21 protein-coding genes are annotated in these 22,668 nt (G+C 67.9%); 9 read left to right on the plus strand and 12 right to left on the minus strand.

The window, feature by feature from the left end; all coding sequences use genetic code 11:
• Positions 1-21: 21 nt before the first annotated feature.
• From NN4_RS25835 to pcaC, 8 genes are all read left to right on the plus strand, one after another.
• Complete coding sequence (locus NN4_RS25835; protein ID WP_147136492.1) at positions 22-846, plus strand: CoA transferase subunit A; 825 nt, start codon at positions 22-24, stop codon at positions 844-846.
• A complete protein-coding gene (locus tag NN4_RS25840) occupies positions 843-1,589 on the plus strand; it encodes a CoA-transferase subunit beta (RefSeq protein WP_147136495.1) in 747 nt (248 codons plus the stop codon). The genes NN4_RS25835 and NN4_RS25840 overlap by 4 nt, the downstream gene beginning before the upstream one ends.
• A 31-nt stretch (positions 1,590-1,620) precedes the next feature.
• Positions 1,621-2,802 carry a thiolase family protein gene (locus NN4_RS25845; RefSeq protein WP_147136498.1) on the plus strand — a complete coding sequence of 394 codons (1,182 nt, stop codon included), beginning with the start codon at positions 1,621-1,623 and terminating at the stop codon, positions 2,800-2,802.
• Complete coding sequence (gene pcaH / locus NN4_RS25850) at positions 2,799-3,530, plus strand: protocatechuate 3,4-dioxygenase subunit beta (RefSeq protein ID WP_147136501.1); 732 nt, start codon at positions 2,799-2,801, stop codon at positions 3,528-3,530. The genes NN4_RS25845 and pcaH overlap by 4 nt, the downstream gene beginning before the upstream one ends.
• Positions 3,523-4,056, plus strand: coding sequence for a protocatechuate 3,4-dioxygenase subunit alpha (pcaG, locus tag NN4_RS25855; RefSeq protein ID WP_147136504.1), 534 nt, complete (start codon positions 3,523-3,525; stop codon positions 4,054-4,056). Before pcaH ends, pcaG begins: the two co-directional genes overlap by 8 nt.
• Positions 4,049-5,401 (plus strand): 3-carboxy-cis,cis-muconate cycloisomerase, encoded by a 1,353-nt coding sequence (gene pcaB / locus NN4_RS25860; protein WP_147136507.1) that lies wholly within the window; start codon positions 4,049-4,051, stop codon positions 5,399-5,401. The genes pcaG and pcaB overlap by 8 nt, the downstream gene beginning before the upstream one ends.
• 127 nt (positions 5,402-5,528) lie before the next feature.
• Complete coding sequence (gene pcaD / locus NN4_RS25865; RefSeq protein ID WP_147136511.1) at positions 5,529-6,305, plus strand: 3-oxoadipate enol-lactonase; 777 nt, start codon at positions 5,529-5,531, stop codon at positions 6,303-6,305.
• A complete protein-coding gene (pcaC, locus tag NN4_RS25870) occupies positions 6,302-6,691 on the plus strand; it encodes a 4-carboxymuconolactone decarboxylase (protein WP_147136514.1) in 390 nt (129 codons plus the stop codon). The genes pcaD and pcaC overlap by 4 nt, the downstream gene beginning before the upstream one ends.
• Before the next feature lie 6 nt (positions 6,692-6,697).
• Here the strand turns inward: pcaC and NN4_RS25875 are convergent, their stop codons facing one another.
• The 6 genes from NN4_RS25875 to NN4_RS25900 all read right to left on the minus strand — a co-directional run bounded on the left by NN4_RS25875 (position 6,698) and on the right by NN4_RS25900 (position 14,365).
• Positions 6,698-7,249, minus strand: coding sequence for a TerD family protein (locus NN4_RS25875; protein WP_147136516.1), 552 nt, complete (start codon positions 7,247-7,249; stop codon positions 6,698-6,700).
• A gap of 129 nt (positions 7,250-7,378) precedes the next feature.
• The gene (locus NN4_RS25880; RefSeq protein WP_147136519.1) at positions 7,379-8,833 is read right to left on the minus strand and encodes an NAD-dependent succinate-semialdehyde dehydrogenase; all 1,455 of its coding nucleotides are present in this window, start codon (positions 8,831-8,833) and stop codon (positions 7,379-7,381) included.
• Complete coding sequence (locus NN4_RS25885; RefSeq protein WP_147136522.1) at positions 8,826-10,118, minus strand: aminotransferase family protein; 1,293 nt, start codon at positions 10,116-10,118, stop codon at positions 8,826-8,828. The genes NN4_RS25880 and NN4_RS25885 overlap by 8 nt, the downstream gene beginning before the upstream one ends.
• Complete coding sequence (locus NN4_RS25890; protein ID WP_147136525.1) at positions 10,115-11,350, minus strand: MFS transporter; 1,236 nt, start codon at positions 11,348-11,350, stop codon at positions 10,115-10,117. The genes NN4_RS25885 and NN4_RS25890 overlap by 4 nt, the downstream gene beginning before the upstream one ends.
• Positions 11,347-12,609: a 5-aminolevulinate synthase gene (hemA, locus tag NN4_RS25895; protein WP_147136528.1), complete on the minus strand. Its 1,263-nt coding sequence runs from the start codon at positions 12,607-12,609 to the stop codon at positions 11,347-11,349. The genes NN4_RS25890 and hemA overlap by 4 nt, the downstream gene beginning before the upstream one ends.
• Before the next feature lie 37 nt (positions 12,610-12,646).
• Positions 12,647-14,365 carry an acetolactate synthase catalytic subunit gene (locus NN4_RS25900; RefSeq protein ID WP_147136531.1) on the minus strand — a complete coding sequence of 573 codons (1,719 nt, stop codon included), beginning with the start codon at positions 14,363-14,365 and terminating at the stop codon, positions 12,647-12,649.
• A gap of 130 nt (positions 14,366-14,495) precedes the next feature.
• Here NN4_RS25900 and NN4_RS25905 point away from each other — a divergent pair, with 130 nt between their 5' ends.
• Positions 14,496-15,377, plus strand: a complete 882-nt coding sequence (locus NN4_RS25905; RefSeq protein ID WP_147136534.1) for a LysR family transcriptional regulator — start codon at positions 14,496-14,498, stop codon at positions 15,375-15,377.
• On the opposite strand, the gene NN4_RS25910 is transcribed toward NN4_RS25905, so the two are convergent.
• From NN4_RS25910 to NN4_RS25935, 6 genes are read right to left on the minus strand one after another with little or no spacing between them, the layout of a single operon-like run.
• Positions 15,374-16,231, minus strand: a complete 858-nt coding sequence (locus NN4_RS25910) for a hypothetical protein (RefSeq protein ID WP_147136538.1) — start codon at positions 16,229-16,231, stop codon at positions 15,374-15,376. The two genes, NN4_RS25905 and NN4_RS25910, sit on opposite strands and share 4 nt — an antisense overlap.
• A 46-nt stretch (positions 16,232-16,277) precedes the next feature.
• On the minus strand, positions 16,278-17,051 hold the full coding sequence (locus tag NN4_RS25915; RefSeq protein ID WP_147136541.1) for a bestrophin-like domain: 774 nt from the start codon (positions 17,049-17,051) through the stop codon (positions 16,278-16,280).
• 12 nt (positions 17,052-17,063) lie between these two features.
• Entirely contained in the window at positions 17,064-18,140 is a 1,077-nt protein-coding gene (locus tag NN4_RS25920) for a polyprenyl synthetase family protein (protein ID WP_147136544.1), read from the minus strand.
• Positions 18,137-19,261 carry a flavodoxin-dependent (E)-4-hydroxy-3-methylbut-2-enyl-diphosphate synthase gene (gene ispG, locus NN4_RS25925; protein ID WP_147136547.1) on the minus strand — a complete coding sequence of 375 codons (1,125 nt, stop codon included), beginning with the start codon at positions 19,259-19,261 and terminating at the stop codon, positions 18,137-18,139. The genes NN4_RS25920 and ispG overlap by 4 nt, the downstream gene beginning before the upstream one ends.
• Positions 19,262-19,303: 42 nt before the next feature.
• Positions 19,304-20,257 carry a 4-hydroxy-3-methylbut-2-enyl diphosphate reductase gene (ispH, locus tag NN4_RS25930; protein ID WP_147136550.1) on the minus strand — a complete coding sequence of 318 codons (954 nt, stop codon included), beginning with the start codon at positions 20,255-20,257 and terminating at the stop codon, positions 19,304-19,306.
• Positions 20,254-22,566, minus strand: coding sequence for a terpene synthase family protein (locus NN4_RS25935; RefSeq protein WP_186818638.1), 2,313 nt, complete (start codon positions 22,564-22,566; stop codon positions 20,254-20,256). Before NN4_RS25935 ends, ispH begins: the two co-directional genes overlap by 4 nt.
• Positions 22,567-22,668: the final 102 nt, after the last annotated feature.

Raw genomic sequence — 22,668 nt, forward strand, 5'->3', positions numbered from 1 at the left:
CGACGAACGTAAGGAGTGATTGTGGCCCGGATTTCGTCCTTGGCGGACGCGGTAGCCGAACTCGTCCACGACGGCGACACCGTTGCCCTGGAAGGCTTTACGCACCTGATCCCGGTCGCAGCCGGGCAGGAGATCATCCGGCAGCGCAGACGCGAGCTGACCCTGGTGCGGATGACCCCGGACATCGTGTACGACCAGCTGATCGGCGCCGGGTGCGCGGCCAAGCTGGTGTTCTCCTGGGGCGGCAACCCCGGAGTCGGTTCGCTGCACCGGTTTCGGGACGCGGTCGAGCATGCCTGGCCGCGCGCGCTGGCGATCGAGGAGCACAGTCACGCGGGCATGGCCAACCGCTATGTCGCGGGCGCTTCTGGACTGCCCTTCGCGGTGCTGCGTGGTTACGTCGGCACGGATCTGCCGACGGTGACCGAGACCATCAAGCCGATCACCTGCCCGTTCACCGGTGCGCGGCTGACCGCAGTGCCCGCGCTCAATCCGGACGTCACCGTGATTCACGCCCAGCGTGCGGACCGGGCCGGAAACGTGCAGCTGTGGGGTCTGCTCGGGGTGCAGAAGGAGGCCGTGCTCGCCGCGCGCCGCAGCCTGGTCACCGTCGAAGAGATCGTCGACGAGCTCACCCCGGTGCCCGGTGCGATAGTGCTGCCCGCCTGGGCGGTGACCATGGTGGCCGAGGTCCCCGGCGGCGCGAATCCTTCCTACGCGCACGGGTATTCCGAACGGGACAACGCCTATTACGCCGCGTGGGACGCGATCAGCCGTGACCGACAACGATTCACCGACTGGCTGGAGCAGCACGTATTCGCCGACATCGCAGGGAGCGTGGCATGAGAAGCTCGACCTCCGACGAGACGATGACCGTCGTGGCCGCGCGGGCCCTGAGCGGTGGCAAGCGGTGTTTCGTCGGCATCGGCCTGCCGTCCACCGCCGCGAATCTGGCGCGTACCACCCACGCGCCGGACCTGGTGCTCATCTACGAGTCCGGCACGCTGGGATCCAAGCCGGGCCGACTGCCCGCCTCGATCGGTGACGGCATCCTCGCCGAAACCGCCGACGCGGTGATCAGCGTGCCGGAGGTGTTCAACTACTGGTTGCAGCCGGGACGCATCGATATCGGGTTCCTCGGCGCGGCGCAGCTGGATCGCTTCGGCAATATCAACACCACCGTCATCGGCGAGTACCGGAAGCCGAAGGTGCGGTTGCCCGGAGCGGGTGGCGCGCCGGAGATCGCCGCGTCGTGCGGTGAGGTGTTCGTCGTGGTGCGGCAATCGCGCCAATCCTTTGTCGAGCGAGTCGATTTCGTCACCTCGTTCGGGCACGGGCGTGGCGGTGCCGAGCGCGCGCGGCTCGGGCTGCGCGGGGCCGGACCGACCCGGGTGATCACGGATCTGGGCATCATGCGGCCCGACGAGAACGGCGAGCTGGTGCTGACCGCCGTGCACCCCGGGGTGACCGTCGAACAGGTCCGTGCGGCCACGGGTTGGGAACTGAAGGTCGCCGCCGACCTGGCGGTCACCGAGCCGCCGACCGCCGCCGAACTCGCGGCTCTGCACGCCTTGCAGGCGGCGTCATGAGCGAGATGGCACCTGTTCGCGAGGCACAGTCATGAACGCGGCATTTCTCTACGACGGCGTGCGAACCCCCTTCGGCCGCTACGGCGGTGCGCTCGCCGGCATCCGCCCCGACGACCTCGCCGCGCACGTCCTGCGCGTACTGGCCGAGCGCACGCGACTGGACCCGGCGACGGTGGACGACGTGCTGTTCGGCGCCGCCAACCAGGCGGGTGAGGACAACCGCAACGTCGCGCGGATGGCGGCGCTGCTCGCGGGCTGGCCGACCTCGGTGCCCGGCGCCACCGTGAACCGTTTGTGCGGCTCGAGTTTGGACGCGGTACTGCACGCCTCCCGCATGATCGAGACCGGGGACGCAGCCGTCCTCGTGGTCGGCGGCGTCGAGTCGATGAGCCGCGCACCGTGGGTGATGACCAAGCCGCCCAAAGGATTTCCCGCAGGCGATGCCACGCTGCATTCGACCACGCTGGGCTGGCGCCTGGTCAATCCGGAAATGCCCGCTCGGTGGACAATATCGCTGGGTGAGGGCACCGAACTGCTCGCCGATCTCTTCGGCATCGATCGCGCGGCACAGGACGAATTCGCCACGCGCAGCCACCAACTCGCCGCGCAGGCCTGGAAAAACGGATTCTACGACGACCACGTCGCGGCCGTGCCGGACATCGAGCTCAGCCGGGACGAACCGGTGCGCCCGGACACCACGGTGGACACTTTGGCGCGCCTGCGGCCATCGTTCCGCACGAACGGGACGGTGACCGCGGGCAATGCCTCGCCGCTGAGCGACGGCGCGTGCGCCCTGCTGCTCGGTGACGAGGCACTCGCCGATCGGATCGGTTGCGCGCCACTCGCCCGCATCGCCGGTCGCGGCGCGGCAGGCGTCGACCCGGATGCGTTCGGCATCGGTCCGGTAGAGGCCGCGCGAATCGCATTGCGGCGAGCGGGAATCGGCTGGGGCGACGTGGCAGTGGTGGAACTGAACGAGGCGTTCGCCGCGCAGTCCCTCGCCTGTCTCGCCGGGTGGCCGGAGCTGGATCCGGCGATCGTCAATGTGAACGGCGGCGCGATCGCGCTCGGGCACCCGCTCGGTGCATCCGGCGCCAGGATCGTCAACCAGCTTGCCCGCGAGATGCGCCGCCGCGGCAGCCGGTGGGGACTGGCCGCACTGTGCATCGGTGTCGGTCAAGGCCTCGCCGTCGTTCTGGAGGCAACGTCATGAAGGCACGACCGGTGCACCCGGCGGGATTCCGTCGCGATCCCGACGACATCCACCCGCCGCTGGACTTTCCCGGCTACACCTCCACGGTGCTGCGGCATCCGCGTGAATCGCTGATCCTGTTGCCGCAGCGGCTCACCGAGCTCACCGGCCCGGTGTTCGGCTCGGATCCGCTGGGCGCCAACGATAATGATCTGACGGCCCGGCATGCGGGCGAGCCGATCGGTCAGCGCATCATCGTGCACGGACGATTGCTCGACGGCGACGGCAAGCCCATCCCGCACTCGCTGGTGGAGATCTGGCAGGCCAATGCGGGCGGGCGCTATCGGCACGACCGCGACCGCTGGAACTGCGCACTGGACCCCAACTTCGACGGAGCCGGACGCACCTACACCGACGGTGCCGGGCGCTACGAGTTCACCACGATCAAGCCCGGCGCCTATCCGTGGCGCAACCATCACAACGCGTGGCGGCCCGCGCACATCCACTTCTCGCTGTTCGGGCAGGCCTTCACCCAGCGGCTGGTGACGCAGATGTACTTCCCGGACGATCCGCTGTTCTTCCAGGATCCGGTCTTCAACTCGGTGCCCGAGCATGCCCGTGAATTACTGGTCAGCCGTTTCGATTACGCGCGCAGCGAGCCGGAGCGGGCGCTGGCCTTCGAGTTCGACATCGTCCTGCGCGGCCGCGACGCGACACCGTTCGAACACGAGGAGGACGACGATGACTAACTTGCGCAGCACTCCGTCCCAGACCGTCGGGCCTTATCTGCACATCGGTTTGATCCGCGATGAGTGTGAGTTCGCCGTGCCGCCGGGAACGCCTGGCGCGGTGTGGATTACGGGCCGGATATTCGACGGAGCCGGTACGGCCATCGATGACGCCATGGTCGAGACCTGGCAGGCCGACGCACCAGGATCAGAGGACGAGCACAATGACCGAAGAGGCCTCGCGCGCAGCGACACTCGGCGCGGGAGGTTCGCCCTCTACACGGTCGTGCCGGGTCCGGTGTGCGACGGTGCCGGGGGTCTACAGGCGCCGCACCTCGATATGTCGGTGTTCGCCCGCGGGCTACTGCATCGGCTGGTCACCCGGGTCTACTTTCCGGAACATGCCGACCGTCATCGGGCCGACCCGGTGCTGGCCACGGTGCCACCGGAGCGGCGCGACACACTGATCGCCGTGCGCGACGGCGAGGGATACGTGTTCGATGTGCACCTCCAGGGCGCGGTCGAAACGGTGTTCTTCGATGTCTGAGGGGCTGTTCGACGGCGTGCTCGCGGCGGGGCCCGTCGCCGAGCTGGTCGCTGATCGGGCATGGGTGCAGGCGATGCTCGATTTCGAGGCGGCGCTCGCGCTGGCCTCGGCCGCGGCGGGCGAGATTCCGGCCGAAGCCGCAGCCGCTATCGAAAGGTGCTGCCGCGCAGAAGAGTACGACATCGCGGAGCTCGGCGCGGCCGCAGTGGGCATCGGTAATCCCGCTGGTCCGCTGGTGCGCGCACTGACGGCGCGGGTCACCCCCGAGGCCGCTGCCTACGTGCATTTGGGTGCGACCAGTCAGGACGTCCTTGATACAGCCGCCATGCTGGTGACCGCGCGGGCACTGACCGCGCTGCGCGCCGATCTACACGCCTGCGCGGACAGGCTCGCGCAGCTTGCTGCGGAACACGCGGGCACTGTGCTTGCTGGGCGCAGTTTGTTGCAGCAGGCACCGCCGGTCACCTTCGGGCTCACCGCGGCGGGCTGGCTCGGCGGCGTGGTCGCGGCGCTGGACCGCATCGACACGCTGCTCCGGGAGCGCCTCGCGGTCCAATTCGGTGGCGCTGTAGGCACTTTGGCTGCGCTGCGCGGTAATGGCATTTTCGTATCGAGCGAGCTCGCGCGTCGCCTCGGACTCGCCGAGCCGGTGCTGCCGTGGCACACCGAGCGCAGCCGGATCGCCGAGGTCGCCGGAGTGCTCGGTCAGACGAGCGGCGCGGTCGCGAAGATCGCCCGCGATGTGACGCTGCTGGCGCAGACCGAGATCGCCGAGGTGTCCGAGCAGGGTCCACCGGGCAGTGGTGGCTCATCGACGATGCCGCACAAGCGAAATCCGGTCGCCGCGGTGCTCGCTGCCGGTTCGGCGGCGCAAGCTCCCGGACTTGTCGCCACGCTGCTGGGTGCCGCCGCGCACGAACATCAGCGGGCCGCCGGTTCGTGGCATGCCGAGTGGCGGCCGCTGATCGAGCTGCTGCGCAGTACCGGGTCCGCGGTGCACTGGCTTCGGGTCTGCCTGGACCGCCTCCAGATCGATGCCCAGCGCATGCGTGCCGATCTCGACAGCGCCGGTGGCCGGCTGCTGGCCGAGCACGTCGCGATCGAGTTGGTGTCGGCCTCGCACGGTGCGGTGGGCAGACTAGAGGCGAGCGGCCTCGTCGCGGAATGTTGCCGCAAGGCCGAGGCAACAAGGACTGATCTCGCCGAAGTGCTCGCGACCACCCCTGCCATCGCAAAATTTCTGAGCCGCGGCAGAATCGGTGAACTGCTCGAGCCGGCCGGCTACCTGGGTTCCACGCAGGAATTCATTCGCCGCGCACTACGCGACCGGCAGTCGCGCCTATGACCGCCACTCAGGTGAACCGCCACAGCCGCACAAGGTTTGACAGACGCACGCGTGTCAGCGCGGCGAGTCGGTGTGCGGGAAATCAAAGGGTGTGCGGCGGAACCGCAGGCACCCAGGCGGGGGAGCGATGACTGCGGTTGATGTCCACTGTGTCGTGGAGGGGTCTCCCGATGGCCCTCCGGTCCTGCTGAGTGGCTCGCTCGGCAGCGACCTGCGAATGTGGGAACCTCAGGTAGCCGCGCTGATGACGGCGGGTTATCGGGTCGTGCGCTACGACCATCGCGGGCACGGTCGTTCGCCGGTGCCGCCCGGCCCGTACTCGCTGGCCGATCTCGGTGCCGACGCGCTCGCACTGCTCGACCGGCTGCACATTCGCCGGACGCATTTCGTCGGCCTGTCACTCGGCGGCATGGTCGGCATGTGGGTCGGACAGCACGCACCGCACCGGCTGCACACGCTGACGCTGTGCTGCACCTCAGCGGAGCTCGGTCCGCCCAGCGGCTGGGCCGACCGCGCCGCCACGGTTCGAGCCGGCGGGACCGGTGCGGTGGCGGAGGCGGCCGTGCAGCGCTGGTTCACCCCGCAGTGGCGGGCTGCTCACCCGGAACGGACCCGCGACTTTCAGGACATGATCGCGAGCAATCCCGCCGAAGGCTACGCCGGGTGCTGCGCGGCGATCGAGACCATGGACCTCGTCGCTCGGTTGCCCAGGATCAGCGCACCCACACTGGTCGTCGCGGGCGCGGACGATCCCGCGACGCCACCGCCGCACGCACGGCGGATAGCCGATGCGGTGCCGTTGGCTCGGCTCGAAATCATCGGTTCGGCAGCACATCTGGCCAACGTCGAACAGCCCGGCCTCGTCAATGATCTGATCCTCGGACAGTTGAAGGAGAATTCGTGAACGAGCGCGCACAACAGGGTTCACAGGTGCGGCGCGAGGTGCTCGGCGACGCACACGTCGACCGCGCCGAAGCGAACACCACTGAATTCACCCGCCCCTTCCAGGAATACATCACCGAGGCGGTGTGGGGGTCGCTCTGGACCCGGCCCGGCCTGGATCGCCGTACCCGAAGTTGCCTAACCCTGGGGATACTCACGGCCCTGGGCAGGCACGAGGAGATAGCGATGCACGTCCGCGCCGCCATCGGCAACGGCGTCACCACTGCCGAGATAGCCGAGGTCCTGTTGCACACCGGTGCTTACGCGGGCGTGCCTGCCGCGAATGCCGCCTTCGCCATCGGGCAGCAGGTGCTGGACGAACTCGACGGTCCGGCCCACGCAGGCTGAATCCCGCTACGGCACCAAGGTTCTCAGCTGAGGCACCGCGTCGGCGGGATGCCGGGCCGAAATTCCTTCGCCGATCGCGTCGAATTGCCAAATATTGCCCGATCGGCCCAGTTTGCCGAGGATCAGGCCGGTGTATGACCCGCCGCTACTCAGGTCGTAGCGGGCGATTTCGACATCGGACACCCCATCGACGATGCGGCAGAACGCATTCTCGATCTGGTCGAAGCTCTGTCCCGTGTAACAGGTCACGAGGAAGAACACGAGGGTCACCTCCGGTGCCAGCCGGGTCAGATCGACGGTGACGATCTCGTTGTCGCCGTGGCCTTCTCCGGTGGTGCTGTCGCCGAGATGGCGCACCGCGCCGTCCCCGGACATGAGTTGCTCGTGGTAGACGACGTCCACGAGGCTGTCCTCGGCATACAACAAGGCGGACGCGTTCAGATCAATGTCCTTGGCGCCGCCGCTGAACCAACGGCGCTGATGCACCGGATCCCAGCCGAGAGCCATGCTGACGTAGTGGAGTCCGCCCCTGTTGTCATCCCTGAGTGTCACGAACATAGTGCGAATCTCCCCGTGGTCGAACGGCCCGACCCGCCGCTCTGCGGGCCGGGTTTGCCGACCAGCCTTCCCGGCGCACCTACCTGTAAAGATGCCGTAAAAATACGCGTATGGCAAGTCGCTCCGGATTCATGGCAGAGCAATATATTTGGTTTCGAGGTATTCCTCGATGCCTTCGGTGCCCGCCTCGCGGCCCAGACCGGACTCCTTGACGCCGCCGAAAGGTGCTGCTACATCGGAGATAACGCCGCGGTTCACCCCGACCATGCCGACTTCGAGCGCCTCGGCGACGCGCAACGCGCGGTCCAGATCTGTCGTGTAAATGTATGCGGCCAAGCCGAATTCGGTGTTGTCGGCGGCGATGATCCCCTCCGCCTCGCCGTCGAAACCGGTGATCGCGGCCACCGGACCGAACACCTCCTCGCGCAGGATGCGTGCGTCGGCAGGCACTTTCGTCAACACGGTCGGTTCGAAGAAGTAGCCTTCGCCCGCGATACTCGCGCCGCCGGTCGTGACCAGCGCGCCCTTTTCTGTTGCGTCCCGGACCAATTCGGTGACGATGCCACGCTGCTTCTCGCTGATCAGCGGACCGACCTGTACCCCGTCGAGATGGCCCGGACCGACTTTCAGCGCGCGCATGCGGTCGGTCAGCTTGGTGGTGAACTCCGCGCGGACCGCATTGTCGACGTGGAAGCGGTTCGCCGCGGTACAGGCCTCGCCGGTGTTGCGCATCTTGGCGGCCATTGCGCCGTCGACCGCGGCATCGATGTCGGCATCGGCGAACACGACGAAGGGCGCGTTGCCGCCGAGCTCCATCGAGGCGCGCAGGACCCGCGTAGCCGATTGGGCGAGCAGGATTTTGCCCACCCCGGTCGAGCCGGTGAAGGTCACCTTGCGCAGCCGATCGTCGGCGAACAGCGGGTCGGTGAGCGGCGCTGCGGCCGCGGTCGGCAGGATCGACAGCACGCCGGGTGGCAGTCCGGCGTCGGCGAAGACCTGCCCGAGCAGCAGCATGGTCAGCGGCGTCTCGGCCGCGGGCTTGACCACCATCGTGCAGCCCGCCGCCAGCGCGGGGGCGATCTTGCGGGTGCCCATGGCGAGCGGGAAGTTCCACGGGGTGATGGCCAAGGTCGGACCGACGGGCTGTTTGGTGACCAGGATGCGGCCGTTGCCGGACGGCGAATGGGTGTAGCGGCCGTACACGCGGACCGCCTCCTCGGCGAACCAGCGCAGGAACTCCGCGCCGTAGTCGACCTCGCCCTGGCTCTCCGCCAGTGGCTTGCCCATCTCCAGGGTCATCAGCATGGCGAAATCGTCGCGTCGCGCGATGATCAGTTCCCATGCGCGGCGCAGTATTTCAGCTCGGTTGCGAGAAGGCGTTGCGGCCCAACCGCTTTGCGCCGCGGCTGCGGCGTCGAGGGCTCGGGCACCATCGGTGGCCGCCGCGTCGGCGACCTCGATCAGGACCTCGCCGGTCGCCGGATTGTGCACGGGGAAGGTGCTTCCGGTCAGCGCCGGTGTCTGCTCGCCGCCGATCCACAGGTCGGTGGGTAGGGCGGCGAGCAGCTCGGCTACCTCACGCATCGCCTGCTCGACTTCCGGAAACCGCCGACAGTGTCTTGTCGAGGCGGTCGGCGAGCTCATCGATGAGCTCGGGGGTGCTGTTCAGCGGGGGCGCCACGAGCACCGAATTGGTTGCCTCGCCGATGCCTGCCGCACAGAGAACGAGCCCGTTTTCTTTCGCAGCGGCGATTATTCGCTTGTTCGTGTCGGCCGGCTGTCCGGCCTGGATATGCAGCGCCCGCATGAGCCCGATGCCCGATTGATCCGACAGCAGCGTCGGATAGCGATCGCACAGGGCAGTCAGTGCCGCCGCGAGCAGTTCACCCACGCGCGCGGCGTTGCTCAGCAGTGCTTCGTCCTCGATGACGCTCAGCACAGCGTTGGCCGCGGCACACGCCAGCGGGTTCGCGGACATGGTGTGCCCCAGCGCGATCGGTCCGAGCGGCTCCGCGATCGCCGCGGTGATCGTCTCGGAGATCAGGGTGACCGCCAGGCTGGTGTAGCCGCCCGTAACCCCTTTTCCCGACGTGAGAATGTCGGGGGCGATGCTGGAATGGTCGCAGGCCCACCACTTTCCGGTGCGCCCGAAGCCGGACATCACCTCGTCGGCAATGAGGACGATCCCGTTGTTCTTCGTCTCCCGGCGCAGCCATTGCATGGTATGGACGTCGATGGGCGCGGCACCCGACGATGCGCCGCCGAGCGGTTCGATGACGATGGCGGCGACCTTGGACGGTCCGACGCCGAGCAGGGCCTGGGCCCACTCCTCGTGGGTGGCGCGCCGTCGACCGGGCTTGGGGCGCACCAGGACTCGGTTCCCGTTCGGCGGCCCCAACAGCGGTTCCACCGACGGATCGCGCTTGTTGGGACTGCCCGTGATGGACAGCGCCGCCGCGGTCATCCCGTGGTAGCTCGGCTCTTCGGACAAGATGACGGTGCGCTGCGCTGCGCCACGCCGGTGCTGGTAGGCGAATGCCAGCCGCAGCGCGCATTCGTTGGCCTCGGAGCCGGAGTTGCTGTACTCGACCGCGGCGGTCTCGGCGGGCGCGATCGAGAGCAGGCGTTCGGTGAGTCGCCGAGCGGGATCGTTGCGGAACTGGGTGCGGTGCACGAAGGTCAGCTGCCCGAGCTGGTCCTCGATGGCCTGCAACACGGTCGGATGCGAATGTCCGACATTCACATTGAGCACGCCGGACGAGCCGTCGAGGTAGTCGTTTCCGTCGGCGTCGTAGATGTAGGGCCCCTGCGCCCACGCGGCGACGGGCAAGGCGGTTCGACTCGGTGCGGTGGTCGATGCGGGAATCATGCTGGCTGACGGTCCTTTCGGAGCAGGACGAGCAGGGCGGCCGCGACCAGCGCCGCCGTGATACCGAGGGCGCCGGTCAGTCCGGCGAAGGCGGCGCTGCCGGCGGTGAGCGTGCCGAGCAGGGTGGTGCCGATCGCGATGCCCGCGTTCATCATCGAGTTGTTCCAGGCGACGACGGACGCCCGCTGGGTCGGATCGGCCGAGGACAGGTAGGCCTGTTGGCTGGAGTAGAACGCTCCGCCGAACACGCACCACAGGGTCAGCGCCGCCAAGGCGACGAGCACGTGCTGCGTGCTCAAAGCCACTGCGGCACAAGGTGCGAACGCGGCGGCGGCCACTACCGAAACCCACACGCCGCTGATCTTTCGCCGGTGCAGGTGGTCGAGAATGGTGCCGGTGCTCAGCGAGCCGACCAGCGATCCCGCGCCGACGAGCAGGCCGACGAGACCGAGTGCGTTGAGGCTGAAACCGAAACGCTGGGCGAAGATCACCCCGACGAAGGTGTAGGCGCCGAGGCGGCCCGCCTGTAGCAACAGTGTCGCGATGAGCCCCAGGCTGATGCGCGGTTGCGCCCACGGCGCCAAGAGCGCGCTGAAGCCGCGGGCGGTGCCGGTCGCGGGAGTGTGGTCGAGTCGCGCGTACAGCACCGCCGAGGTGGCGATCATCAGCACACCGACGGCGAGGAACGGCCAGCGCCAACTGGTCAGCGAGGCCAGGGCGGCGCCGAGTGGCACACCGAGGACCTGCCCGAGCGAATAGACGCTCGCGCCGAGCGAGATCACCCGCCCGCGCCGGTGCTGCGGTGTGCGCTCGGCGAGATAGGCCCAGATCGCGGGCGCCGCGATCGCCGCTCCGAGGCCGGTGATACCGCGGCCGACGACCAGCATGGGCAGTGAGCTCGCCGCCGCGCACGCCAGGTTGCCGAGCATGAAGACCAGCGAGCCCAGCAGGATCGACCAGCGCCGCGGATACCGGTCGGCGAGGATGCCGAACGGCGGACCCGCGACGGCGTAGACGAGCACGTAGGCGGTGACGATGGTGGCCGAGGCGGCGACCGACGCGTGCAACGATTGCGCGATCTCCGGCAGCATCGGTGCCACCAGATACATTTCGGCGCCCATCAGGAAGAACGCGGCGTAGAGAAGTATGTGCTGAGCCCACGGCGTCGGGGGCTCAGCCGCCACCGCCGGATGCAGGCTCCGGCGTGGCTCGGTCCGCGTCTCGATACTCATACCGAAACCTTCTCCAGCGCAGCGTGGCCGGTGATCGGGAGTGTCGGACGGCGGGGCAGGTTCAGGCGCGACCAGACGGTGTCGATGATCTCGGCGAATCGGTGCACGGCCGCCGGACTGTGCACCGGTGACGGATTGATCCGGAGCCGTTCGGTGCCGCGCGCGACGGACGGGAAGTTGATCGGCTGGGCGTATTGGCGGTATTCCTCGAGCAGGATGTCGGCCAGTTGTTTGCATTTGTACGGGTCACCTACGAGCACGGGAACGATATGACTTTCGGTGGAAACCAAGGGGATTTCGGCGTCGGCGAGCAGGTCCTGGAGTAGTCCGGCCCGGTGGTGCAGCAGGATTCGCTCGTTGTCGGATTCCCGCAGATGCCGCACGCTCGCCAGCGCGGCGGCCGCGAGGGCGGGCGGCATCGCGAGGGTGAAGATGAAGGCCGGCGCGAAACTGCGCACGGCGTCGAGGATCGGCGCGGGTCCGGTCAGGTAACCGCCTAGGGTGCCATAACCTTTGGCGAAGGTGCCCATCAGCAGATCTACCTGATCGGCGCAGCCGAGCTGCGCGGCCATGCCGGATCCCTCCGGGCCGTACATGCCGACCGAGTGTGCCTCGTCGACATAGACCAGCGCGCCGTGTTTCTTTGCCACGGCACACAATTCGGGCATCGGCGCGATATCACCGTCCATCGAGTAGATCGATTCGAAGGCAACGATTTTCGGGCGATCCGGATCCGTGGCCGCGAGCAGCTCGTCGAGGTGCGCGGGATCGTTGTGGCGAAATATGCGCCGCTCGGCGCGCGAGGCGCGCATGCCGAGGATCATCGACGCGTGGTTCTGCTCGTCGGAGAAGAAGATCGCGCCGGGTAGCTCCTTGCCGAGTACGCCGAGCACCGCATCGTTGACCGCGTAGCCGGTGATGAAGGTCAGGCCCGCTTCCTTCCGATGCAGTTGCGCCACTTCACGTTCGAGCAGGATGTGCGTGTGGTTGTTGCCGGAGATATTGCGCGATCCACCCGCCGCGACACCCGAGCGGTTCACCGACCGGTGCATGGCTTCGACAACGGCGGGGAACTGGCCCATGCCGAGGTGGTCGTTGCTACACCACACGGTGATCTCGCGCAGCCCGTCCCGGTGGTGGTGCACCGCCTGCGGGAATCGGCCTGCCAGGCGTTCGATCTCGACGAAGGTGCGGTATTGACCCGACGCGCGGATGTCGTCGATTCGTCGCTCGAAAAAGGCCGTGTAGTCGAAAGCCATGGGAGTCTCCGTTTTCTCGAAGGGTGTTATCTGTCGGTCAGTTGAGCTTCTGGTCGGCGAGATGGTCGGTGAGCGCCCGGTTGGCGTCCCAGCCGGTGATGGGTGGGTAGGCGTCGGAGTCGGTGATGACATCGAGGACGGTCGTCGCCGGATCGACGATCGCCTTCGAGAGTGCTTCGCGCAGTTCCACATCGGTGTGGATGGTGTGCCCGTGCGCGCCGCACGCCGTGGCGATCTGCGCGTGGTCGACGTGACCGAGTTCGACCGCCGAGGTCGGCCTGCCGAACTGGACGATCTCGGCGTGCTTCTGGTAGCCGAGGATGGCGTTGTTCAGCACGACCACCACGACGTCGAGGTGCTCGCGCACGGCCGTCTCGAGCTCCGCCCAGCAGTGCGCGAAGCCGCCGTCCCCGACCAGGCAGATCACCGGAGCGGACGGTCGCGCCGCTTTCGCGCCGAGCGCCAGCGGAAGACCCCAGCCGAGCCCGGCCATGCCGCGCGGCAGCAGGAACCGCTGACTGTGGGTGGTGGCGCGGATGTAGTTCGCGGCCCAGATCGAGGAGTAGCTGGCGTCCGCGACGACGATGGCGTCATCGGGGAGCAGCGTGCTGATCTCGTCGGCCACCCGCTCCGGGCGCAGCGGTTGCCGTGTCGAGGTGCGCACGGCGGCCGTGGTCGTCTCGAATTCGGCACGGGACCGGGCGATCTGCGTGGTGAGCGCGGGGCGTTCGGCGCTGCGCTTGCTCAGGTCGAGCTCGCGCAGTGCGGCCGCGAGATCATCGATGCCGGTCCGGACGTCGCCGACCAGCCGCAGCGACGGGTAGTTGCGGCCGATCTCGGTCGGGTCGATGTCGAGATGGAGAAAGGTGGCGTTCGACGGGAACAGGGTCCAGCCGTCGGTGCCGTTCTCGTTGGTGCGCGAACCGACGAGCAGGACCGTGTCCACCCCGGCGATCCACTCGCGCATGCCGTGCGAAACACCGTGCGGGCCCATGTAATTGCCGATGACGCCCACACTCAGATCGGCGGTGTCCGGGACGACGCCCTTGCCCATCGGGGTGGTGGCCACCGGCAGCGAGGCCAGATCGCTCAAGCGGGCCAGGGCGGCGCCCGCGTCGGCGGAGACCGCGCCGCCACCGGCGACGACGAGCGGTCGCTCGGCACCGGCCAGCAGCTGCGCGGCGGCCCGGACAGCGGCCTCGGGCGGGCGGATCCGGTCGAGCGGGAACACCGGGCGGTCGAGTCCTGCGGGTGGTGCCGGTGCGTCCAGTTCGAGCACGTCCTTCGGCAGCATGAGCACGGCCGGGCCCGGCCTGCCGCTGGTCGCCGCCCGGAAGGCCGCGTCGACATACTCGTGGACGCGGGCCGGATCATCGAGGCGATCGAACCATTTGGTGCACCCGGAAAACAGACTTTGGTGATCAATTTCCTGAAACGCGTTTTTGTTGCGAATCGGGCTCGGCACATCCTGCACGAAGGCGACCACGGGAATGGAGACCTTGGCGGCCTCGGTCAGCGGCGGCACAAGCAGCGTTGCCGCGGGACCGTTTTGCGCTACGACGACCGAACAATGACCGGACACCCTGGCGAAGCCGTCGGCCATGGTGCCGCCTGCGTTTTCGGTGCGGTAAACGATCTGCCGGATCCCGAGATCCTCGGCGGCCAATACCAGCAGCGACGGCAGGCTCTGGCCGAAGAATTCGGATATCTGCCTGGCGCGAAGATTCTCGGCTATGGCGGCGGCGACTGTCGGCATCGGAACACCTTCTCGCGGTAGCGGGGCTCGGACTGTTCGGTAGCTACAGTCTCGGGCCACGCAGAACGCGAGGTCCAATACGTATTTGCTTCCCGTTGATAAGGAAGTCTTATCTGGCTAGGCTGACCGCGTGGACGACCTACGTCGCGTTCGTTACTTCCTAGCAGTAGCCGAGCACCGACACTTCGGTCGCGCGGCGGAGTCGCTGCACATCACCCAGCCCGCGCTGTCTCAGCAGGTCAAGGCGTTGGAGAAGGAGCTCGGAGTCGAGTTGCTCGCCCGCACCGGCAGGGGTTTCGTGATGACTGCGGCCGGTTTGGCGTTGCAGGCGGGTGCGCAGCAACTCCTCGCCGCGGCCGCTGAGCTGGAGCGCACGGTGCGTGCGCGCGCCTCGGGCACGGCAGGGGAGTTGAAGATCGCCTTTACCCGATCGGGCTCCGACAGTGATATTTCCCAGCGCATCAGGGACTTTCGCAAGGAGTTCCCCGATATCACGGTCTCGACTATTACCGGCTGGACCTCGTGGAATCTAGACCTGCTCGAATCGGGCGAGGTCGACGTCGCGTTCGTCCGCGGAAATATCACCCACCCACGGGTGCAGACGCACCTCATCGGACTACAGGAAGCCGCGGTGGTGGTTTCCAAGGGTCACCCCCTGGCCGAAAAAGCGTCCTTGGAAATAGCCGAGATCGTCGACGAACCCATCGTGCTCTGGTCCCGGCAAACGGGACCGGACTTTTACGACGAATTGGTCACCCACATCTGGGGCGACGGCGCCCCGAACCTGGTTGCCGAGGAATCCGACGCCGAACAAGTCCTCGACCTGGTCTCGACCGGCACCGGCATCAGCGTGCTCGACCGCAAACGCGCAACCCGAATCGCGCACGAAAACATCGTCGTCATTCCCTTCGGCACCAACCCACCCCAAATCGCCATCCGCATCGCCTGGATGCGCGGCTCCGACGCCCCAGCCCTCGCCCACTTCCTCGATTGGTGGCGCCGCTGTAGTTAGCCGCTGTGCCGACGTCTGACGACGGCGACGCCGCGTACGGCGGTGAGGATCGTGACCACCATGATCGTCACCAGTTGCAGGGGGTTCCAGGCGACCGGGTCGAGGATCAGTTCCGCTTCCGCCGAATGTGCTGGGCGGAGCGGGGTTCGGGGACTCGGGAGGTTGGGTGTTGCCGGTGTGAGTTCTGGAATGAGGGGGGTCTCGGCTGGGGGAGCGGGGAGGTCCGGTAGCGCGGGGAGCGGCGGCAGGGTGGGCAACGGCGGGGGGAGAAGGAGCGGGTTTCCGGGATAGGGGGGCAGGATGTCGCGCGGCCACAGGAGGCAGGCCAGCCCGCTGCCCGTGGCGGCGCTGCCGACGACGACGCTGCCGAGTGCGGATCCGCTGGAGCCGAGGATGCCGTGCGAGCTGCCGGTCACGATGCCGAGCAGGACGAGCGCGCCGCCGACGGCGACGCTGCCGGTGCATGCTGTTCGGACGCCGTCGGAGTCGAGATCGGGCAATTCGGCGGAGCCGCCGGGCATTGTCTGCACCGGGTCGGCCGACACGGTTTCATCGATTTCCCCTGTGCCGGTTCCTGTTTCGGCGCGCGTTCCGGTACCGATGCCGGCGCTACCGGTACCGAGGTATTCGCGCACCGCGGGGCCGCTGCTCGGACCGAGCTGCAACGGTGTCCCGGAGTCCGCGCTGCCGGTATCGATGCCACCCGGAGCGGCACTGCCCGAGACGATTTCGCCGAGCGACGGCCATTCCGGCGGTGGCAGATCGGCGGACGCGACCGCGGCCGGACCGACGACCAGTGCCGCGGCGGCGAGAGGCAGTGCCGTCCCGGCCGTGAACCCTTTGATCTGTGCCATGTGCGCACATCCCGTTCGTAATCGATTCGCAGCCAACAGGATTCGGTCAGGTGATGTCCTGATAGCGGGACAATGCCAGTTCGAACGCGTCCTTGGACACGATGTTTCCGCCGGAGAACGGCCGATCGAGCCCGTAGATCGCGACGATCGCCGCGCCCACCACGACACCGAGCAGCGCGGTCATCACAACGCTGCGTTTGGTCACCTCGACACCGGACAGCGCCGCGCTGCACAGCAGCAGAATCGTGGTGAACCACAGTGCGGTGTAAAGGAATCCGGGCATGCCGAGTTTCGAGTCCATCGCGCGATCGTGGCGGGCCTGCGCTGCCGCGTCGAGCGCGGCCACCGCCTTGGCTTGCAACTCGGTGACCGAGGCATCCTCGGACTGTATGGCCAGCACGGTGTCGCGCAGCTTGTCGAAGGTGTCCTGGGTGGACTGGCTCAGCCGCTCTTCGTTGTCCATCTCCGGCCACTCCACCGTGACGACCTGCTCGGTGTAGGCGTGAACCAACCGCTGGATCTGCTCGTGCGCCGGTTCCGGCATCGAGTGCGCGGCCCAGTAGACGTCTACCAGCGCCTTGGACTCGGCGACCGTGTGGTTGTGCGCGTTGTCGTACTGCTGCCAGCAGATCACCACGACGAAGGCGGCCACGGCCATGAACAGTGTGTTGATCAGGTCGAGCACCAGGGTGCCGGACCCTTCGTCCTCGGTCTCGCGCCACGAGGTCGGCCGCAGCCGATTCCCGACCACGAAGACGATGACGGCAAGGGTTGCGACCGCTAGGGGCACGACCAACTGCTGTACGAGCTCACTGTCCATAGCGCGACCTTTCTAGGTGTTCCTCGAGACGATGGCGTCGGCGACATCGCGTAGCGCTCGGTTGACCGCGGCGGGGAACGGCGCGTGGTCGAGGACCCGGTTGGCTTGCGCCCAGCGCGTGCGGATCATCGCCTCGACGTGGTGTCGCGCGGTGGCGGTGAGGATTTCGCGGCAGATGTCGGCCTGCCGGTCATCGAGCTCGGGATCGCCCAGCAGGGCGAGCAGCTGCGCGGCTTGCGCGGGCGTCGCGTGTTCGAGGGCCAGCGCGACCAGCGCGGTGTGCTTGCCGTCGCGCAGATCCTCCAGGTCGGACTTGCCGGTGCGCGCCGGATCGCCGTAGACGCCGAGCAGATCGTCCTGGAGCTGGAACGCCTCACCGAGCGGCCCGGCGTAGGCGGTGAGCGCCGCCCGCACCCCGCTGTGGGCACCGGCCAGCACGGCACCCAGTTGGAGCGGCCGTTCGCAGGTGTAGGACACCGTCTTGTAGCGGATGATTCGCAGCGCGCGCCCGAGGTCGCTGGACGGCCGCGCGGTGGTGAGCAGGTCGAGGTACTGGCCGTACATGACGTCCGCGCGCATGCCGTCGAGGACCGTGAGCGCGGCGTCCAGTTGCGCGGCGGTGAGCTGTGCGGTGTGTAGCAGTTCGGCCGACCAGACCATGGTCAGGTCGCCGAGGACGATGGCGGCGTGCGCGCCGAACCGGTCCGGATCGCGGCGGTCCCGATGTCTTTGCGCCAGTACGCGATGCACGGTGGGCCGGTCGCGGCGGGTGTCGCTGTTGTCGATGATGTCGTCGTGGATCAGCACGGCGGCGTGGAACAGTTCGAGCGAGGCCGCGGCCCGCACAATCGGTTGCGGCACCGGCACTTCGCCCGCGGCCGCGTGCCAGCCGAGGACACACAGCAGCGGGCGGATCCGCTTGCCGCCGGCGAACAGGAAGTCGTGCACGGTACCGGTGAGCTCGCCGGGCAGCGCCGGTTCGGTGGCGGTTGCCTTGTCCCGCAGGAAGTATTCGAGCGCGCCGTCCACCCGCGTCCGAATCGCCGCCAGGTCCACCGGTGTCGCGGGCTCGACGTGCGTGGTGGTCATGAGTTCCCCTCCGCCGGTGCTTCTTCGCGGCCCTCGGTGAGTGCGATCGCCTCGGCCACCAGGGTTTCCACGATCAGATGTTCGGGCACGGTGCGAATGACCTCGCCCCGGACGAAGATCTGCCCTTTGCCGTTGCCCGACGAGACGCCGAGGTCGGCCTCGCGGGCCTCGCCGGGCCCGTTGACCACGCAGCCCATCACCGCAACCCGCAGCGGATGCGGGAACCCCTCGAACGCCGCCTCCACCTGCCCCGCCAGCCGATGGATATCGACCTGGACGCGGCCACACCCTGGACAGGAGACGATCTCGAGCTTGCGCGGACGCAGGCCGAGCGACTGCAGAATGTGGCAGCCCGCTTTGACCTGATCGACCGGCGGCGCCGAGATGGACACCCGGATGGTGTCGCCGATGCCCTCGCCGAGCAGAATCGCGAAGGCGACCGCCGATTTGACGGTGCCCTGGAACATCGGCCCCGCCTCGGTGACGCCGAGGTGAAGCGGGTAGTCGCAGCGTTGGGCGAGTAGGCGATTGGCCGCGATCATGGTGCGCGGGTCGTGATGCTTGACCGCGATCTTGAGGTCGGTGAACCCGTGCTCCTCGAACAGCGCGGCCTCCCAGAGCGCCGATTCGACGAGGGCCGCCGCGGTCGCGGAGCCGTGCTTGGCGAGCACCCGCGGGTCGAGCGAGCCGGCATTGACCCCGACGCGGATCGGAATGCCCGCTGCCGCTGCCGCTTTCGCGATGTCACCGACGCGATCGTCGAATTGTTTGATGTTGCCCGGATTCACCCGCACCGCCGCGCAACCGGCGTCGATCGCGGCGAAGACGTAGCGCGGCTGGAAGTGGATATCGGCGATGACCGGCAGCGGGGAGCGGGCGACGAGGGCGGGCAGTGCGGCCGCGTCCTCCGGGGTCGGCACCGCGACCCGGACGATGTCGCAGCCCGCGGCGGTCACCGCGGCGATCTGTTGCAGCGTGCCGTCGATGTCGGCGGTGCGGGTGGTGGTCATCGTTTGTACGGAGATCGGCGCGCCACCGCCGACCGGGACGCCGCCGATGTTCAGCCGGCGGGTGCGATGGCGGGTGGGCATGGTCGGCAGGCCGAGATCATTGCTGGTCATCGCGACCCTCCGGATCGGTGCGGGCAGCGGCCGGTGCGGCAGTCATGACAGGTGCCTGACGCGGGGCGGTGGGGCGAAGGTGATGTCCTCGACGGCTGTGGTGAATTCGCGAACCGTGACCGGACCCCAGGCGCGTAGCGCCTCGATGACCGCGTCGACCAGCGCGGCCGGTGCGGAGGCGCCTGCGGACAGGCCGATGGTGTTCGCGCCATCGATCCAGTCGGGCGAGATGGCGGACGCGTCGTCGATGAGATAGGCCGGAATGCCCTGGCGCTGAGCAACTTCCACCAGACGATGCGAATTGGAGGAGTTGTCCGAGCCGATGACGAGCACGACGTCGCTGTGCCGGGCGACCGCCTCGACCGACTCCTGCCGGTTGGTGCTGGCGTAGCAGATATCCGCGCTGCCCGGCCCGTGCAATGCGGGAAAGCGTTGGCGCAGCGCCTGAATGGTCTCCTCGGCCTCGTCGACCGACAGGGTGGTCTGCGTCAGATACGCGACCCGGCTCTCGTCGGGGACCTGGAGCGCGGCCGCCTCGGCCGGCCCGTCGACCACCACGGTCACCTCCGGCGCCTCGCCCGCGGTGCCTTCGACCTCCTCGTGTCCGGCGTGCCCGACGAGCACGATGGTGTCGCCGCGCGCCGCGAAACGCCGGGCCTCGGCATGCACTTTGGTGACCAGCGGGCAGGTGGCGTCGACCACGGTGAGTCCACGCTGTGCCGCCTGTTCGCGCACCGCGGGGGAGACGCCGTGCGCGGAGAAGACGACCATCGCGCCCATCGGCACCTCGTCGAGCTCCTCGACGAACACCGCACCGCGCGCGGCCAAATCGGCGACCACGTGGGTGTTGTGCACGATCTGCTTGCGCACGTAGACCGGCCCCTGTCGATCGGGCGCGGCCAGCAATCGTTCCACGGTGCCGATCGCCCGTTCCACGCCCGCGCAGAAGGAGCGTGGCGCGGCGAGCAGCACCGTCCTGGCACGCACGGCGGTCATGGCGACACCGTGCTCAGTGCAGGGTTGGTCGGCATGCGACCGAGCCCGTCGATGTGCACGGCCCCGGTGCCGAGGCCGGTAGGTCGCAGGGAGAACGCAGCGGGCGTCGTGGGCCCGGGCGCCGGATCCTCGGCGACCGGCGGCTCGGGGACGTCCACGCGGCGGTAGCGATCCTCGAGCTGCGCCTCCTTGTAGCGGCCACACGAGATGTGCCAGTGCACGATTCCGGCCATCCAGTCCTGGAGTTCGGCGGCCCGCCGGTCCAGCGAATCACGCACGTCCGGCCCGAGCTCGTATTCGTCGTAGAGGGCGGGCAATTCGCTGCCGACGATGCGTTCGAACTGCTGCATCCGCGCGGTCAGCAGGTCGTTGACGATGGCGACGCCGTCCTCGGGCCCGCAGTCGAAGAAGTTCTGCATGACGCGGACCGCGTTGTGGAAGTCCCCTTCGTACTGTGTCTCTTTGTGATACGAGAACAAATCGTTCACCATCGTGGCGTAATCGCTCGCGGTGTGTTCCAGGTCCAGGATCGTCTGGGTGCGATAGACCTCCGGCGGCACCAGGTGTCCGTGCGAGAACCGCGACAACGCCATGGTGAGGTCGGAACCGAAAGTGCGGCGGCGCATTTCGACGTAGTCGACCGGGTCGGGAATGCGATTGGCGATGTCGTTAGCGACCTCCCATTCGCAGCTCGCCAGGAAAGCCGTGACGGCGCGGTGGAATTCGCGCCGCTGCTCGGCATCCAGGACGCTGGTCGTCCGGTGCCACAGATCGGCGAGAGCGCGCTCCATCGCGTTGGCGGCGGGCGGCGTGGCCTCGGAATCGAGCGGCATGAACGCCGCGAATCGTTTGCCCTGTAGCTTGGCCGCGACCATGTCTTTGCGTGCCGCGAACACCTGCGGGTAGTAGTCGTCGATGTAGGTGCCCCAGGCCAGCCAGTTGGCCGACAGATCGAGCTCCGCGAGGGTGGCGTCCGGATCCAAACCCGCTGAGCACAGCGCGAAATCGAACTCCGCGAGATCGACCGGCCGCCACAGCGCGCGGCCGCCCAGCGCGGCCACCGGCTCGTGGAAGCCGACCTGCGCACCCCACAGCAGCAGGTTCTTGCGCGCCAGGTCGACGAGTGGATTCAATTGGAGCTGGTAAGGCAGGTAGAGCTCGGGCAACGCTGTCGGTCCGACCTGCTCGAAGCGCGGGCGCGTGAAGTTCTTGATCCGGTTCGCTCCGAGCGCCGTCGGGGTGAACAGATGCACCGCGGTGCTGCCGAGCCCGATCGGTTTGAACAGGCGCGACAAGGGATCGCTCGCCACCATGCCGCCCTTGTTCATGTACCGGCTCGACCGCATGTGCCACTCGTGGCCGCCGGATTGCCAGTCCTGCAAGCCTTTCGCGTAGGCGGCCACCGCGGCCTGGTCCTGCGGCTCGACCGCGTACTCGGCGAACAGCATGGGAAGTTCGGTGAGCGCGGTGTGCTCGAACTGTTGCAGACGGGAGGTCAGCAGATCGTTGACGACGTCGGCGGCGCGCTGGGTCTCGTAACCGAAAAACCGCTCCACCACCAGGATTCCGTTGGCGTTCTCGCCCTCCTGACGTACCTCGCGCTCATAGGAGAAGATGTCGTTGCGCAGGTGTACGCCGTCGGCGAAGGTGTCGCGCAACACCTCCAGCGGCCGGGTCGCGGCCAGTTCGGGCGGGACCGCCGCGCCGACCGCGTGTTCGACCAGGTTGGCCGACCACGGTGCGCCGCCGACCTTGCGGCGCATCTCGATGTACTCGATCGGATTCGCGATCCGGCCCTCGGTGATGTTGGCCAGCTCCCACCGTGATTCCTCCAGCAGCGCAGTGGTTGTCGCGACGAAGCGCTGCCGCCAATCCAGCTCCATCGCGGGCACGGTGCGCACCCACAGATCGGCGAGGCCGCGCTCCACCGGGTTCGTCGGTTCCGGCATCGGAGCGCCGGCCAGCGGCATGAAGTCGCGCAGCCGCGCCAGATACTTTCGCGCGCCCTCGGTGTCCCTGGTCCGTTTGAACAGCTCGAGGAAGTGGTCGTCGAAATAGAACACCCACACGTACCAGTCGGTGATGAGCGAGAGCTCCTGGCTGTCGCAGTCCGGGTGGGTGTAGGCGCACAGCAAGCCGTAGTCGTGCCGCTCCAGGTCGGCTTCGTCCCAAATGTGGTGTCCTTCTTGTGGTTCGAAGAACCCCATGGTCTCGGACCAGACCCTGGTGTGCTCGCGGGCGATGTCCACGTGCGGATTGAGCCGGGCCGGGTACGGCATGTAGAAGTCGGGAAGTTCGAAGGGCTGCATGTCATCTCCTTACGATCGACGCGCGCGGCTCAGTGGTTGCGGCGGGATACCATGCCTGCCAGCACCATCAGGTCCGCGGCGGCGGCGGGATCGGCGAGCGCC

It is taken from the genome of Nocardia ninae NBRC 108245 (assembly GCF_007990755.1).
Classification (GTDB): domain Bacteria; phylum Actinomycetota; class Actinomycetes; order Mycobacteriales; family Mycobacteriaceae; genus Nocardia; species Nocardia ninae.